A 16,790-nucleotide genomic window follows, 5' to 3' on the forward strand; every position below is an offset into this window, starting at 1 on the left:
GTGCTCAATCTCTTGCCACGGCGACGTCGAGCGCTCAACCTCCTCGCGCCGTCGCGCGAAAAAAGAGGCCGAACGGCTCGCTCCAAGGCCTTTCCCTGGGGAACGGAACAGGTGATCGCCAAGGTGTCCGAACGGCGCGAGCGCGCGCCCGTGCGCGGTCATGTCACGCGCGAGCGCGCCCTCGGATAGCTCTCGTACGCGCGCGTCTCGGCGATGGTGCGCAGGCGCGCGAACGCATCGTAAACATCGATGTAGCGCGTGTAGAGAGGCGCCACGCCGATGCGCAGGCGATCGGGCGTGCGGAAGTCCGGAATGACCCCGGCCGCCTTCCACGCCTGACACAGTGGCCACGCCTGGGGATGCGCCAACGCGATGTGCGCCCCACGCGCGCGCTCGTCCCGCGGTGACGCCAAGGTGAACCCCAGCGGCGCGAGCCATTCCTCGAAGAGCGTCACCGCGAGGGACGTCAGCCCGCGTGCCTTGGCGAAGATCGCATCCACGCCCGCCTCCGCGCTGATCTGCGCGCCCTCCAGCACGCCGTAGAGCGAGAGCACGGGCGGCGTGCCCGCGAGGAAGCGCTCGATGCCCTCCACCGGCGCGTAGTCGGCCGCCATTTCGAACTGGTCGCGCTGGCCGAACCAGCCCCAAATGGGCTGTCGAAGGCGCGCTTGCAAATCCGAGCGAACGTACAGAAACGCGGGCGCGCCGGGGCCGGCGTTGAGATGCTTGTACGTACAACCTACGGCCAGATCCGCGCCCGTCCCCGCGAGATCGATCGGCACCGCGCCCGCCGAGTGGCAAAGATCCCACAAGGTGAGCGCGCCCGCGCCGTGCGCGGCCGCCGTGATCCCCGCGATGTCGGCGATGGCGCCCGAGCGGTACGCGACGTGCGAGAGCGCGACCAGCGCGACGTCCGCGTCGAGCGCTTGCCGCACCTGCGCGAGCGTGATCCCTCCGTCGAGATCCGCCGGAATGGGCCGCAGCTCGAGCCCCCGCGCCTGGGCGAGCCCCTGCACGATGTATTGATCCGTGGGAAAGTCGTTGGCGTCGGTGACGATGATCCGCCGCTCGCTCCGCGCGTCCAGCGCCGCAGCGGCGAGCTTGTACAGGTTGACGCTCGTGGAGTCGGAGACCACGACCTCACCGCGGCGAGCCCCCACGATGCCCGCGATCACGTCGCCGGCCTCGCGCGCGAGCTCGATCCAGTGGTCCCAAGCGCCCACCAGCTCGCCCGCCCACTCCTCGTCCATCGCCCGGCGGATTCGCTCGATCGTAGCCCGCGGCGGCCGCCCCAGCGAATTGCCGTCCAGGTAGATGACATCGCCGTTCCCCGGCGCAAACCGCTCGCGAACGTGCGCTAGCGGATCGTCGGCATCGCGCGCGAGCGCCTCGTCACGGGTGATCACGAGGCGATTCTACGGCCTCGCCGTGCAAGGCGCAAAGCATCCCGCAAACGCCCTGCAAGGCGCAAAGCATCCCGCAAACGCCCTGCAAGGCGCAAAGCATCCCGCAAACGCCCTGCAAGGCGCAAGCATCCCGCGAACACGCCGCGTGAAGCGCCCCCCGCGCCGCGCTTCACGCCTCGGCGCTCAGAAGCTCCCCCGCACCCCAAACCGGAACTGCCGCGGCTCCTGGTACGCGTTGGCGTTCCCGAAGTTCGGATTGACCGACTTCGGATCGAGCGTCCCCCCCGCCACCTGGCGCACGTTCCCGGGAAGGTCCGATCGCGTCCCGTTCGTCACCGCGTAAACCTCGTTTCGCGTGTAACGCTCGTCCGTGCTCAACGAGCCTTGGAAGTTGAGCAAGTTGAAGATGTCGACCGTGAACGACAGCGACATTCCGTTCTCGAACCGCCACCCATACCCCAGGTGCGTACCGACATTGGCGTTCCACGGCAGACGCTCACCGGCGCCGCGCCCTAGAATGAACACCTCGTCCGCGCCGTAAATGGGGTGTGCGCCCAGGTAGTTCGTGGGCCCGCCCGAACGCGCTTGCACGGAGCCGCCCACCTGGGCAACCGACGTGCGCCCGATCTTGAAATCCTTGGCCGCATACACCTTGATGCTATGGCGGTGGTCGCCCGGGAGATCGCCGGATTGATTGACCAGGATCGACTTCAAGTCGAATGTCGCGTTCGAATTCGGATCGAGCTGCCCCGTGTCCGGCTTGTAGAGCCCCGCGATGTTGCCGCGCAGCCACGACAAGGTGTAGCTCACCTGCGCGAGCCAATCATCGGCAAACGTCTTTGCGAAGTAGACCGTCCCTGAATCGTAATCGCGGCGCGCTTCGGGGAAGCCGCTGGCGATGCCCTTGCCCGGATTGCCGACGAAGAACGTGGCGCTCTCGTCGTTGCTCATGTCCTCGATGACGTTGTTCATCCACCTTCGGACATAGGTCAGACCGATGCGGCCGTTCTTGACGAGCTCGTACTCGCCCCCGCCGCTCAACTCGCTCATCGATTGCGGGCTGAGATCGGGGTCGACCACCCGCTTGCCCGCGCCGTAGGTCGAGAAGACGCGGTCCGGTGTATTGGTAATGCCTTGTTTGCCGCCGACCGCGGGCCACACCCGGCGCGCCGAGTCGGCGTGGCATACGCGCTGGGCTTGCGACACGTCCAGCGGGTTGCACGTATTGAGGTTGGTCGACTTGGAGGTCGTGGGCTCGACCCCGCGGTCCAGCATGTTCAGAGGCACGCTCTCGTAGAAGCGCGCGTAGCTCACGAAGAGCTTCGAGCGGCCGTTCTGCAGCGGATCGAAGATGAGGCCGATGCGCGGGGATATTTGGTGCGGGAGCGTGATGAAGAGCTTCCCGTCGGTGCCGAAGAGGAACTGGTTGTCGTAGCGGACACCGATGTTCAGGGTGACTTTGTCGGCGATCGACCAGCTGTCTTGAATGAAGCCGCCGATGCTCACGGAGTGGGAGCGGGTGACCACGCGATCGAGCAGAAGGCCGTTGTCGGGGCTCGAGAGGTGGCCATAGCCGCCTCCGGTGTCGTAGCGGGTGCCGCTGGCCGACTCCGTGAAGGTGCGGCCGCCGGACGAGCCGCGGCTGGCCCACGACGAGGAGAGCTCGAACTCGGCGCCGGCCTTGATGACATGGTGGCCGAGGCCTTGCGCCAGCACCGTGAGCACGCTCTTGGCGGCGAAGGTGTCGAGGACTTGCTCGTCCATGAAGCCGGGGCCGCCCGTGCGGTATTGGAGCACCGGGCACGTGGCCTGGGTGCCCCCCGCCAAGGAGCCCGCGGTGATGGGGCGACGGCCGCACCCGGGTGTGTTCTCGAACTCTTCGATGCCGTGGTAGCTCGGGTTGCGGCGGAGCGTGACCGAGGGGACGGCCGACAACCCCAAGCCGCTCCCGACCCCGAAGCCATCGGCGCCGATGTTGCCACCCAGCTCGTGGTGCCACCCCAGCACCGTCTCGATGCTCTTCGACTTGTTGTCGAAGTCCGTGGTCCACTTCAAAATCGTGTCGTAGGCGCCGGAGCGGCGCACGCGCGCCAGGCGCCCGTAGGTGCCGTCGATGTTGAATTCGCTGAGCGTCCCCTCCACTTGGCCGGAGGTGGGGCTCACCGAAAAATCACCGCCCCCGCCTGCGAAGGTCGGCGTGGCCGCGAAGCTGAGCGCCAGTTTGTTGTTTTGGTTGATCCGGAGATCGAGCTTTCCGAAGAGCTGGTACGAGGTCGACGTGGCCGCGAACCTTTGCGTGGTGCCGGGGAGCTCCGAGGCGCCTTGCAGGCTCCCATCCTCGCCGGTGTCGTACCGGTAAATGCTTCGATCCAGGTTGTAGATGGCGCGCGAGACGTCGAAGCCCACGTAGTACCAGAGCTTGTCCTGCACGATCGGGCCGCTCTGATCGAAGCCCACGTCGTAGACGTTGCCCAGGGAGCGCCGGGTCTGGATGGAGGTGCCGAAGAAGAAGGGCGATTTGCGCGAGCCCTCCAGCGCGCCCGGGGTCCAGTTGGCCCACACCGAGCCGTGGTACTCGTTGGAGCCCGACTTGGTGACGACGTTGAGGATGCCGCCCGTCGATTTTCCGTACTCGGGCAGGTAGCCGCCGGAGAGGACGTTCACCTCTTTGACGAACTCGATCGAGAGCGGTGAGCCGTTGACCCCGTAGCGCGAGCCGTTGGTGCGCAGGCCGTCGATGACGTACGAGTTCTCGGGCGACGTCGTGCCGTTGATCGAGGTGCCGTAACGGTCGGCGCTGGCCCCGGGTGCGGCCTCCGCGACCGACTCGAACGTCCGCTGGGCGCCGCCGCGCGCGCCGGGGTTGGTCACCGGGATGCGTGACGTGAAGTCGCTGTTGATGTTGGCGCCGCTCGTGGTCGACCCCACGTCGACCGTCGGCGCGTGCGCCACGACGACCACCTCTTCGGCCTTGAGCCCCTCGGGGAGGAGATCGGCGTCGAGGCGGATGGTGGCGTCGGCGCGGAGCTGAATCTCGTCGCGCTGATAAGCTTTGTAGCCCTCTTTATCGAGGTGCAGGGTGTAGACACCCGGCGGCAAGCTCGGGATGCGGTACGTTCCCGTATTGTCCGTGGTGACGATTTGCTCGCCTTGCAAGGCGGGCGACGTGACCGTCACCACGACGTCGGCCGCCCCCTTCTTGGAGGCGGCGTCGACGACCTTACCTGTGAGAACCGCCGCGCCTTGTTGGGCGCGCGCCGGCGCCGGCGCCACGAGGACGATCGAGGCGCTGAGCGCGGCGGTGGATAGATAGAACGTGCGACTGAATCGCGATTTCATCGGGCTCCCTTACGCGTGCGAAAGAGAACGACCCACCCCCGCCCAGAGAGGACGGGAGGAGGCCGTTGTCGATACAGCGCGCGGTAAGGGAGACCCCGTTACGCAATCAGAAGCTCCCGCGGATACCGAAGCGGAACTGACGCGGCTCTTGGTACTGGTTCGGCGTGCCGAAGGCCGGGAAGATCTGGCTGGCGGAGAAGGCCTCGCCGGTCGGCGTCTTCACGTTGCCGGGCAGGTCGGCCTTGGTGCCGCCCTGAATCGGCAGAACGTCGGACTGCGTGTAGCGCTGGTTGCGATTGAGCTCGCCCTGGAAGTTGAGCAGGTTGAAGATGTCCATCGTGAACTGGAGGGACATCCCGTTCTCGAAGCGCCACCCGTAACCGATGTGGGTACCGATGTTGGCGTTCCACGGCAGACGCTCGCCGCTTCCTCGCGGGAGCAGGAACACCTCGTCGGCCAGGTAGATGGGGTGCGAGCCGAGGAAGTTCGTCGGCTGGCCGGAGCGGGCGTTGAACGATGCGCCGAGCTGCGCCGTCGACTCCTTGGTGACCTTGATGTCCTTCGCGCCGTAGATCTTGAACTGGTGGCGGCTGTCGCCGGGCAGGTCGCCTTCCTGGTTCACGAGGATCGACTTGAGGTCGAACGACGAGTTGGAGTTCGGGTCGAGCTGACCGGTCTCCGGGCGATAGAGGCCCGGCAGGTTGCCGCGCAGCCACGACAGGGTGTAGCTGACCTGGGCGAGCCAGTCGTCGGCGAACGTCTTCATGAAGTAGACGGTGCCGGCGTCGTAGTCGCGCTTCGCCTCGGGGAAGCCCTTGGCGATGCCCTTTCCAGGGTTGCCGATGAAGTACGTCGCCGCCTCGTCGTTGCTCATGTCCTCGACGACGTTGTTCATCCAACGGCGCACGTAGGTGGCTCCGATGCGGCCGTTCTTGACGAGCTCGAACTCGGCGCCGGCGCTGATCTCGCTGCTGGACTGCGCGCTGAGATCGGGGTCGATGACGCTCTTGCCGCCGCCGGTCGGCAGGTACTTCCGGTCGGGGATCGTGCCGCCCAGCGCGCCCGCGCTCGCCGCGTACTTGCGGAAGTTGCGGCATACGCCGTTGGCCTGGTTGACGTCCAGCGGGTTGCACTGCGATTGCAGGACGTTGGCGTTGACCTGCGACTCGCCCGTACCGCGGTCGAGGATGTTGAGCGGCACGCTCTCGACGAAGCGCGAGTAGCTGGCGAAGATCTTCGAACGGCCCTTCTGCGTGGGGTCGAAGATGATGCCGACGCGCGGCGAGATCTGGTTCGGGAACGTCATGAACAGGTTCCCGTCGGTGCCGAACATGAACTGGTTGTCGTACCGGATGCCGGCGTTCACGGTGAACTTGTCGAAGACCTGCCAGCTGTCCTGAATGAAGCCGCCCAGGTTCATCGAGTTCGACCGGCTCACGTAGCGGTCGATCGAGACGGCGTTGTCGGGGCTCGCGATGTAGCCGTACCCGCGGTTCTGCGTGATGTTCGTGCCGGCCACGTTCTCGCGGAACGAGCCCGTGCCGGTGTAACCGCGGCTATGCCACGACGACGAGAACTCGAACTCGACGCCGGCCTTGATGACGTGGTGACCCGCGGCCTGCGCGAGCACCGTGAGGATGCTCTTGGCCGTGTACGTATCGAGGGTCTGCTGGTCGATCTGCCCGGCACCGCCCGTGCGGTACTCGGTGAGCGGACACGTGGCGAGGGTCTCGGGCTGATGATCCGGATCCTGCGCGTACTTGGGGTTCGGGATTCGGCGGCAGACGTTGCCGGGGATGGTCTCGAACTGCTCGATCCCGCGGAGCTCGGGCGTGCGGCGCCAGACCATCAGCGGGATGCCCGCGTAGCCCAAGCCGCTGCCCACGTTGAAGCCGTCCGCCGGGAGGCGTCCGCCCTGCTCGTGGTGCCAGCCGACCGTGGTCTCGACGTTCTTCGACTTGTTGTCGAACTCCGAGGTCCACTTCAAAATCGTGTCGTACGCGCCCGACCGGTACGAGTGCGCCATGGCGCCGTAGTGGCCGTACAGGTTCAACTCGTTGTTCGTATTTTCGATCAAACCCGTCTGCGGGTTGACGGCGTAGTCACCGTTTCCGCCCGACGAAGCCGGCGTCGCCGCGAAGGTCAGCGCGAGCTTGTTGTTCTGATTGATACGGAAATCGAGCTTGCCGAAGATCTGGTAGTTCGTGGACGAGGCCTGGAACTGCTGGCTGGTCCCGGGCACGTACGCCGTGCCGATCGCGTCGCCCGCGTCGTTGTAGTTCGTCTGATCGATGCGGCGATTCAGGTTGTAGATGGCGCGCGAAACGCCGAAGCCCACGTAGTACCAAAGTTTGTCTTTGACGATCGGACCGCTCTGGTCGAAGCCGATGTCGTACACGTTGGCGAGCGAGCGCTGCGTCTGCACCGAGGTGCCGTAGAAGTACGGGTACTTGCGCGCGCCTTCGAGGGCGCCCGGGGTCCAGTTCGCCCACACCGACCCGTGGTACTCGTTCGAACCGGACTTGGTGACGACGTTCAAGACACCGCCGGTGGAGCGGCCGTATTCGGGCATGTACCCGCTGGAGAGGACGTTGACCTCTTTCACGAACTCGATGGACAGCGGGGAGCCGTTGGTGCCGTACTTGGAGCCGTTGGTACGGAGACCGTCGATAACGTAAGAGTTTTCCGGTGACGTCGAACCGTTGATGGACGTACCGAATTGGTCGGCCGTCGCACCCGGGGCAGCTTCCGCCACGGACTCGAAGCTTCGCTGCGCACCGCCGCGAGCGCCGGGGTTCGTGATGGGAATGCGCGAGACGAAGTCGCTGTTCAAGTTTGCGCCGCCGCTGGTCGAACCCACGTCGACGGTCGGGGCATGCGCGACGATCACCACCTCTTCGGCCTTCAGGCCTTCGGGGAGGAGGTCGGCGTCGAGGCGGATGGTCGCGTCCGCGCGCAGTTGAATCTGATCACGCTGGTACGCCCGGTACCCCTCCTTGTCGAGGTGGAGGGTGTAGACACCTGGGGCCAGCGACGGGATCCGGTACGTTCCCGAGCTGTCGGTCGTCACGATCTGCTCGCCCTGCAGCGCGGGCGACGTAACCGTGACGACGACGTCAACCACCCCCTTCTTGGAGGCAGCGTCGACAACTTTTCCGGTAAGAACCGCCGCACCTTGCTGTGCCTGCGCCGGTGCCACCACGACGATCGTGGCAGTCAGCGCGGCGACGGAAAGAGCCAAATTGGGTCGAAAAGCTCGCAGTCTCATCGTGCTCCCTTGATCCCGTGCTCCCGGCCGAGCGACTGTCGCCGGTCGGGTGCGTGTCGTGAAATGAGTCCAGCCCGCAATCACCACGTAACCGGGGTGGTCGGCAAGAAAAACTCGCGCGGGTCGGAATAAATCTGACTTCGCCGGTCTTGCCGCACATCACCGCACTGCGGCAAAAGCGGTCGCTACCAACCCAAACAAGCGGGCGGGTCGAGGGGCGATCCCTCTTATTTTTGGCTCGATTCTATGGATTTACGCGACAGTCGAACGGGAGTTCAGAATCACCTTACATAAGAGACTGATGTATACATACACCCTGCGGTGTGGGGCAAAATTCCCACAACTGCACGGCTAGAAAGTTCCTCGCACGCCGAATCGGAACTGCCGGGGCTCCTGATAGAGAAAAGCCTTACCGAAGTTGGGATTGATCTGCGCGGGCGTGAACGGCGACCTCCCAGGTGCGGCCTTCAGGTTGTTGGGCAGATCCCCGCTAGAACCGCCCTCGATGGGCAGCACGCTGCTTCGCGTGTAGCGGTTGTCGGTGGCGAGCTCGCCCTGGAAGTTGAATAGATTGAAAATATCCATGGTGACGGACACCGACATGCCGTTCTCGAAGCGCCAGCCGTAGCCGAGGTGGGTCCCGACATTGGCGTTCCACGGGAGGCGTTCGCCGCTTCCGCGCGGAAGGATGTAGACCTCGTCGGCACCATAAAAGGTGTGGGCGCCCAAGTAATTGGTCGGTGCGCCCGATCGCGCCTGGATCGAAGCGCCGATTTGCGCCAGCGACGCGCGCGTTACCTGGATGTCTTTCGCGCCGTAAATTTTGAAATTATGCCGGTGGTCTCCCGGTAGGTCGCCCGTTTGGTTGATGAGGAGTGAGCGGAGGTCGAAGGTGGAATTGGAATTGGGATCGAGCTGGCCGGTCTCGGCCTTGTAGAGTCCGGAGATGTTCCCGCGCAACCACGACAACGTATAGCTCGCCTGAGCCAGCCAACCGTCGGCGAAGTTTTTCATGAAGTGAAAGGTGCCGGCGTCGTAATCGCGTTTTGCTTCGGGAAAGCTTTTGGCGATTCCCTTACCAGGATTTCCGATGAAGAAGGTGGATCCTTCGTCCACGCTCATGTCTTCCACGATATTGTTCATCCAGCGTCGCACGTACGTCACACCCACGCGGCCATTCTTGATGAGTTCGTATTCACCGCCGCCCGTGAATTCGCTCATCGACTGCGGGCTGAGGTCGGGATCGATCACGCTCTTGCTGCCGGCGTAGGGCTGGAATTTGCGGTCGGGAGTCGCCGCGTAGCCGCCGTTGGCGGGTCCGAGCACCTGGGCCGTCCGGCACGATCCATTGATCTGCACGGTGTCGAGCGGGTTGCATTGCGCGCCATCGAGGGTGGCATAGAGCGCCGGCTCCCCTGTCCCGCGATCGAGGATGTTGAGCGGGACACTCTCGTAGAAGCGAGCGTAACTGGCAAAAAACTTCGAGCGCCCATTCTGCGTGGGATCGAAGATGACGCCGAGGCGCGGGGAGAGCTGATTGGCAAAGGACATGAACAGCTTTCCGTCCGTGCCGAACAGGAATTGATTGTCGTAGCGGAGCCCGGCGTTCAACGTGATTCGGTCCAGGATGGACCAGCTGTCCTGAATGAAGCCACCCAGGTTGAGGGAGTTGGATCGAGTGACCAATCGGTCGAGATAGGTGGGATTGTCGGGGTTCTTCAAATAGCCATATCCCGCCACCACGTCGAACACCGATCCATCGCTCGACTCCTGGAGGAAGTTGGAGCCCGAGTAACCGCGGTTGTGCCACGACGAGGACCATTCGAACTCCGCGCCGGCCTTGATCACGTGGTGGCCGAGCCCTTGCGCCAGGACGGTCAAGACGCTCTTGGCCGAATACGTATCGAGCACCTGGCGATCTTGGAATCCCGGACCGCCCGTGCGGTATGTCTGCAAAGGGCAGTCGGGCACCGTGTACGTGTTCCCATCGGCGTCCGTGCGCGTCTGGCGCGAGCAGCCGGCGGCCCGCTCGAAGTCGTCCACCCCGTGCAAATACGGATTTCCGTTTTCGTCCACGTTGCGGCGGTAGGTGAGGCCCGGCAAGGTGGAGAAGCCCACTCCGCGGCCGACCCCGAAGCCGTCGGCGCCGAGGGTGCCGCCCGTTTCGTGGTGCCATCCCAGGGTGGTGTCGATGGTCTTCGACTTGTTGTCGAACTGCGATGTCCACTTCAAAATCGTATCGTAGGCGCCCGAGTCGCGGGTGTGCGCCTGGCCGCTGTACTGCCCCGCGAGGTTCAACTCGTTGACCAAGCCCTCGACGTGGCCGCTCTGCGGATCGACGGAGTAGTCTCCGTTCCCTCCGGAGAACGTGGGCGTGGCCGCGAAGCTGAGGGCCAATTTGTTGTTCTGATTGACGGCGTAATCGAGCTTGGCGAAGAGCTGATACGAGGTCGAGGTGGCGTTCGCGCGCGATCCGGAGCCGGGGATCTCGGCCGAGCCGCCGTACTTGCCATCGGCGTCGATTTCGTATTTGTGAATGGTGCGATCGAGGTTGTAGATGGCGCGCGAGACGCCGAAGCCCACGTAGTACCAGAGCTTGTCCTTCACGATCGGGCCGCTCTGGTCGAAGCCCACGTCGTAGACATTGCCCAAGGAGCGGCGGGTCTGCACCGAGGTGCCGTAGAAGAATGGATATTTGCGCGAGCCCTCGAGCGCGCCGGGGGTCCAGTTGGCCCACACCGAGCCGTGGTATTCGTTGGAGCCCGATTTGGTGACGACGTTGAGGATGCCGCCGGTGGAGCGCCCGTACTCCGGCATGTAGCCGCCGGAGAGCACGTTCACCTCTTTGACGAACTCGATGGAGAGGGGCGAGCCGTTCACGCCGTACTTGGAGCCGTTGGTGCGGAGGCCATCGATGACATACGAGTTCTCGGGCGACGTGGTGCCGTTGATGGACGTGCCGTAAAGGTCGGCGCTGGCTCCGGGCGTGGCCTCGGCCACCGACTCGAAGCTGCGCTGCGCGCCTCCGCGTGCGCCGGGGTTCGTGACCGGGATGCGTGAGGTGAAGTCGCTGTTGATGTTGGCGCCGCTCGTGGTCGACCCCACGTCGACGGTGGGCGCGTGCGCCACCACCACCACCTCTTTGGCCTCGAGGTTCTCGGGCAGGAGATCGGCGTCGAGGCGGATGGTGGCGTCGGCGCGAAGCTGGATTTGATCGCGCTGGTAGGCGCGGTATCCCTCTTTGTCGAGGTGCATGGTGTAGACACCCGGAGGGAGCGCCGGAATGCGGTACAGTCCCGTGTTGTCGGTGGTGACGATCTGCTCCCCTTGCAACGAGGGCGACGTCACGGTCACGACCACGTCCGCCACGCCTTTTTTGGAGGCCGCGTCCACGACCTTGCCCGTCAGAACCGCCGCGCCTTGCTGGGCTCGCGCCGGCGCCACCACCACCATCGCCGCTGCGAACGCCGCGGCGGAAAGCGTCCCATACCGTCCCAATGATTTCATGTGTCCCTCTTCGGGTTGGCCACGCTAAATGGGGCGAGCCCAACATACAAATAGGAATGGTTGGAATCCGCGCTTGCTCCTCTACAATGGCGGGGATCGACCCCATGGCCTTCGCGCTCCGCACGCTCATGACGCTTCTGCTGTTGCCCGCGGCGCTGCTCGTCGCCCCCGTCGCCAAGGCGCAAACGGTGGCCGAAGAGTTGATTCGCGAGGCGCGTGTGCACGAAACCGCGGGCGAAGAGCAAACCGCCCTTCGCCTCTACACCGAGGCGCTCTCACTCGATCCCACCTCCGGCGAGGGCTACTTGGGCCTCGCGTCGTTACGGCTGCGCCTCGGCGATTTGCGCGAGGCGGAGCGCGTGTACTCGGTGAGCCTGGAGCGCGTGCCGGCCCTCTACGCGGCGCTCCTCGGGCGCGCGCGCACCCGGCGCGCCATCGGCAAAGGCCTCGAGGCGGCGCAAGATCTGGAGACGTACGCGGTGAAGGAGAACGATCCGCGCGCGCTGCGGGAGCTGGCGCGTTGGTACGGCGAAGACGGGCACCCGCTCGCGCAGCTGGGCGTCTGGCGCAGGCTCCTCACATTGGCGGCCGCGCGCAGCGATCCGGATCTCGCGGCGGAGGCGCGCACCATGATTCGGGCGCTTCAAATCGTGGTGCACCCCATCGATCCGGTGAGCGCGCCGTCCGGGCGCGAGCGCATGCGAACCACGATCGCGCGCATCGCCCAGCGCGGCGGCTGACCTTTGCGCGCGCGATCGCGCTATCGGCGAACGGTGGACGCGTTCTGTCCGAAGAGGATCTTGCGCGCCTCCTCGGTCATGGCGGCCGGCTGCGCTTGCACGCTCTTGGCCTTCTCGTAGGCGCGCACGGTGGAGGGACGCGCGCGGATGGTGTCGAACCAGCGCTTCACGTTGGGGTACAGGGCGAGATCCTGCCCCTGCTTCTGGTGCGGTACGATCCAGGGGTAGCAGGCGATGTCCGCGATGGAGAACGTGCGGGCGATGAACTCGCGATCGGCGAGCTGCTTGTCGAGCACCGCGTAGAGGCGGCTGGTCTCGTTCACGTAGCGGTCGACGGCGTAGGGGATCTTCTGCGGCGCGTACAGGACGAAGTGGTGATTCTGGCCCAGCATGGGGCCGAGGCCGCCCACTTGCCAGAAGAGCCACTGGAGCACCTCCACCCGGCCGCGAAGGCTGGGCGAGAAGAGCTGGCCCGTCTTTTCGGCCAGGTAGAGGAGAATGGCGCCCGACTCGAAGATGCTGACGGGGGGCCCCGATTCGACCGGATCGTGGTCGACGATGGCCGGCATCCGGTTGTTGGGCGCAATCTTCAAAAACTCGGCGTTGAACTGCTCCCCTGTGTTGATGTTCACCGGGAAGATGCGGTACGGCAGCCCGGTCTCTTCGAGGAACATGGTAATCTTGTGGCCATTCGGGGTTGGCCAATAGTGAAGATCAAACACGCCTTCCTCCTTTTGGAATTCGAATTACTCCGCGACGCGAACGACCAACTTTCCGGAATACCGACCCGCGAGCAAACCGACGAGACCTTCGGGCGCCCGCTCCAGGCCCTCGACCACGTCCTGGCGCAAGGTCACCTGCCCCTGGCGCAGCCACGACGAGGTGTCGCGCAAAAAGTCGCCGGTGCGCTCGAGGTGCGCCGGGTCGGAGACGATGAAGCCCTGCAACGTCAGGCGCTTGTTCAGCACCGAGCGCATGCTCGGGCCAGGGCGCGGGGACATGTCGTCGTACTCCGCGAGGAGGCCGCACACCGGTACGCGCGCAAAATCGTTCAAGAGCGGCCACACCGTCTGGAGCACGTCGCCGCCCACGTTCTCGAAGTAAACGTCGATGCCCTTGGGGCACGCGCGCGCGAGCGCCTCGGCGAAGTCGGCCGCGCGGTAGTCGACGCACGCGTCGAAGCCCAGCTCTTCGCGCACATAGCGGCATTTTTCAGGGCCGCCGGCGATGCCCACGACCCGCGCACCGCGAAGGCGCGCCATCTGCCCCGCCAAGGAGCCCACGGCGCCCGCCGCGGACGAGACGACCACCGTTTCACCGGCCTTTGGCTGGCCGATGTCGAGCAGACCGACATAGGCGGTCTTGCCGGGCATCCCGAGCGCGCCGAGGGCGGTGGAAATGGGGCCGAGTGAGGGGTCGACCTTGCGCTCGGGGGTGCTGACGACATAGTCCTGCCAGCCGGGCACCCCGCCGGGTGTGAGCACGATATCGCCGGGCGCATAGTCCGGGTGGCGCGATTCGATCACGCGACCCACCGTGCGGCCCACGATCACGCCGCCGATGGGCACGGGCTCCGCGTACGTTTTGCCGCGGATCCGCACGTTCATGTACGGATCGAGGGAGAGCCAGAGCGTGCGCGAAAGGACCTGTCCCGCCGCGTTCTCACCGTCTCCCGACGCGAGCGACGGGACCGGGGTGCGGACCAACTCGAAGTTGTCCACGGTGGCGGCGCCGATGGGGCGGCTCTTGAGGACAATTTGGCGGTTCACCAGGCCGTCGCTCATGGACGTGGTTTTTGGGCCGCAAGGCCTCAACCGTCAAGGTCGACGAAGGCGGCGTGCAGCGCGCGCTGGGCGGGGGCCAGCGCAGCCCCAGGGATGGCGGCGGAGATATGGAGGGGGCCGGCCGACAGCGTCTTGGGGACCGTCTTGACGGCGTCGAGCGCGTCCAAGAAGCGGGGCAGCGCGGCCGCACCGAGCTCCGCCCCCACGATGCTCACCAGGGCATACCCGGCGTCGATGTCGACCCCCGCCGCCACCAGCTTCTTGCGCGCGCGATCCCAGTCGGGCACGTTCAGGAGCGGGACGATGGCGCTGGCCCCTGCGTGCGACCACGACATGTCGAGCAGCGGCAGCTGCATCTTGCCGAGGAGATCCACCACGTGCCGCAGGGACTCGCCGGAGCGCGCGATCACCACGCGATCGAGGCCCACCACGGCGCGCACGCGCGTGATCGCCTCCTCGTGGGCCACCGTTTCGCGCACGCCCACCCCCGCGCCTTGCTCGCGCGGATCCTCCGGGCGAAGGCGCAGGCCGGCGCGCGCGTGCGTCCACGAGTGGTAATCGGCGGTGCGGCGCGCATAGATGGCGATCTTCGCCCGGCGCGCCCACTCGACGGCTTGGGCGTTCAGGACCTTGGCGCCGCTCTCGGCCATCTGCTGCAAGGTCGCGAGATCGACCTCGCCGAGGTGCTTCGGATCGGTCACCACGCGCGGATCGGCGGAGTAGACGCCGTCGACGTCGCTGTAGATCTCGCACGACTCGGCCCCGAGCGCGGCGGCCAAGGCGACGGCGGTGGTGTCGGAGCCGCCGCGGCCGAGGGTGGTGATCTCGCGCTTGTAGCTCATGCCCTGGTAGCCCGCCACGATGACGATGCGGCCGCGCGCCAGCTCGTCCTCGATGCGGTGCGGGCGCACCTCGATGATGCGCGCGTCGAAGTGGCGATCGTTGGTCATGATGCCGGACTGGCTGCCGGTGAAGCTGACGGCGTCGAAGCCGCGCGCGTGGATGGCGATCGACAAGAGGGCCATGGAGACGCGCTCGCCGGTCGAGACCAGCATGTCGAGCTCCCGGCGCGGCGGATCGAAGAGCACGTCCTCCGGCGGGCGCACGGTGCGCGCGAGGGCCAAGAGCTCGTCGGTCGTCTTGCCCATCGCGCTCACGACCACCACCACGTCGTGCCCCGCCGACTTGGCCGCGACGATTTTATCGGCGACCTGCCCGATCTTCACGACGTCCGCGACCGACGAACCCCCGTACTTCTGAACGATGATGGCCATGGCGCGGGATTCTACTCAAGCGGCCATGCCGCTTCCTAGATCAGACGGTCAGACCGAGGCGCGCGGGGCCGCGTGCGGCTGAAAGGCGAGCAGGCCGAAAAGCCCTCCGACCCAGACCACACCCCGCGCATCGTCCCAAGCGAGCGACAGGATCTCGGGATCGTCGCCGAAGTCGGCGCCGCCGACCTCCGCCACGATGCGCGCTTCGCCCCGGGGGAACGCGGAGGGCACCCGAACGAGCCACGCGCGGCCCGCGATGCGCGAGACCAGGGCGACGAGCACGTGGTCGTGCGCCGTCGCCTCCGCCGTCACCCGCAGATCGCCCATCTTGGCGAGGCCGAGGCGGAGCAAGGTGCGCTCGCCCGACTCGGCGTCTTGCTCGGGGGCGCGGGCGCCGAAGCTCTTGGCGTTGTCGGCGGGGACGCGCTCCCACGGGCTCGCATCCCACGGAAGCGGAGCATCGTCGTCGAGCGCGACGTCGTCGAGCACGGCGTCGTCGAGATCGCCGTCTTCGTCGGCGTCCAGGGCGGGGAGATCGGCCTCGCGCAGCTCTTCGTCGGGGCCGCTCGGGCCCTCTTCGCCGCCGTCGAGCAGCACGGCGCCGCGGCCATCCTGGAGCGAGTCGTCGAGGCCGAAGTCCTCGCCGTCGATCCCCGGCTCGTCGTCGTCGCCGATGACCGTTCCAAGCACACCGTCGTTTGCCAGCTGAAGGTCCAAGTTGCCCAGATCCAAAGCCTCGGCGGGTTCGGCGTCCGTCAGCCAGGAGTGCTCTTCCTCGGCCAGCTCCTCGACCGGATCGCCCTCCCCCGTCGAGTCGTCGAAGGGATCGATGGCATCTTGGGAGTCGGTGTCCGATGCGAGCTCGTCGTCTTCCAGCAGAGCCCGGTCGCGGTCGCTTTCCTCGTCCGCCTCGTCGGCGTCACCATCGAGCGGCGGGAGATCGTCGAGGGAGTCCTCGATCTCGATTTGCGCGACGGGTGCTCCGCCATCGGCCGCGCCCGACTTGTTGCCCGCAGGTTTTCCGTGCTCCTGACCCATATTCGAAATTGTCCTACGGTGTTGGCTGCGGGGCAGCAAGAAAACGTGTTCGTCCGGCCTGCACGCGTTGATTCGTGCATGTAGCACGGACCGCCCCCTCGCCTGCGAGCTCGGGAGGCCGCACAGCGGGTTCGGCGGCAAATTCGACCACAGTAGAAGTCGTGACATTCTGACGCAGCGACACACCTCTAGCGTGTGGCAGAAGCCGCACGGTTCGTGTCCCCCGTGACCCGGTTGTCACGTTCCCGCCCACGCCAGCCGACAAAAGCCGACTGCAAGACCTTTCCGGCCCGGGCTGTCGCGACGTTCGCGACGGGGATCGACGAGGGCATGGGTAGTGCATTGGGGTTTGTCATGAGCCACCGACAACACGTTGTCCTTCGCGTGGTGGCGCTCGCAGTGATCGCCTTCCTCCAATTCTATTCGCATGATCG

At 65.8% G+C, this 16,790-nt stretch carries 9 protein-coding genes; 1 reads left to right on the plus strand and 8 read right to left on the minus strand.

Translation table 11 applies throughout. The annotated features are described in order from the left end of the window. Positions 1–158: 158 nt before the first annotated feature. The 4 genes from kynU to LZC94_23820 all read right to left on the minus strand — a co-directional run bounded on the left by kynU (position 159) and on the right by LZC94_23820 (position 11,520). Positions 159–1,406, minus strand: a complete 1,248-nt coding sequence (gene kynU, locus LZC94_23805) for a kynureninase (GenBank protein WXB10900.1) — start codon at positions 1,404–1,406, stop codon at positions 159–161. A 183-nt stretch (positions 1,407–1,589) separates the two neighbouring features. Next, a complete protein-coding gene (locus tag LZC94_23810; protein ID WXB10901.1) occupies positions 1,590–4,745 on the minus strand; it encodes a TonB-dependent receptor in 3,156 nt (1,051 codons plus the stop codon). A gap of 106 nt (positions 4,746–4,851) precedes the next feature. Next, on the minus strand, positions 4,852–7,869 hold the full coding sequence (locus tag LZC94_23815; protein WXB10902.1) for a TonB-dependent receptor: 3,018 nt from the start codon (positions 7,867–7,869) through the stop codon (positions 4,852–4,854). A gap of 495 nt (positions 7,870–8,364) precedes the next feature. Beyond that, positions 8,365–11,520, minus strand: a complete 3,156-nt coding sequence (locus LZC94_23820) for a TonB-dependent receptor (GenBank protein ID WXB10903.1) — start codon at positions 11,518–11,520, stop codon at positions 8,365–8,367. 104 nt (positions 11,521–11,624) lie between these two features. Here LZC94_23820 and LZC94_23825 point away from each other — a divergent pair, with 104 nt between their 5' ends. Next, positions 11,625–12,260, plus strand: coding sequence for a tetratricopeptide repeat protein (locus LZC94_23825; GenBank protein ID WXB10904.1), 636 nt, complete (start codon positions 11,625–11,627; stop codon positions 12,258–12,260). A 20-nt stretch (positions 12,261–12,280) separates the two neighbouring features. Here LZC94_23825 and LZC94_23830 read toward each other — a convergent pair whose 3' ends face one another. Genes LZC94_23830 through LZC94_23845 form a run of 4 tightly spaced genes read right to left on the minus strand, consistent with a single transcriptional unit; the run spans position 12,281 to position 16,356 of the window. Next, on the minus strand, positions 12,281–12,982 hold the full coding sequence (locus tag LZC94_23830) for a glutathione S-transferase N-terminal domain-containing protein (protein WXB10905.1): 702 nt from the start codon (positions 12,980–12,982) through the stop codon (positions 12,281–12,283). Between the two features lie 24 nt (positions 12,983–13,006). Beyond that, the gene (locus tag LZC94_23835) at positions 13,007–14,044 is read right to left on the minus strand and encodes an NADP-dependent oxidoreductase (GenBank protein WXB10906.1); all 1,038 of its coding nucleotides are present in this window, start codon (positions 14,042–14,044) and stop codon (positions 13,007–13,009) included. Positions 14,045–14,070: 26 nt separating this feature from the next. Next, positions 14,071–15,318 (minus strand): aspartate kinase, encoded by a 1,248-nt coding sequence (locus tag LZC94_23840; protein ID WXB10907.1) that lies wholly within the window; start codon positions 15,316–15,318, stop codon positions 14,071–14,073. 48 nt (positions 15,319–15,366) lie between these two features. After that, the gene (locus LZC94_23845; GenBank protein ID WXB10908.1) at positions 15,367–16,356 is read right to left on the minus strand and encodes a hypothetical protein; all 990 of its coding nucleotides are present in this window, start codon (positions 16,354–16,356) and stop codon (positions 15,367–15,369) included. Positions 16,357–16,790 lie beyond the last annotated feature (434 nt).

This window comes from Sorangiineae bacterium MSr11954, assembly GCA_037157815.1.
Classification (GTDB): Bacteria; Myxococcota_A; Polyangia; order Polyangiales; family Polyangiaceae; genus Pendulispora; species Pendulispora albinea.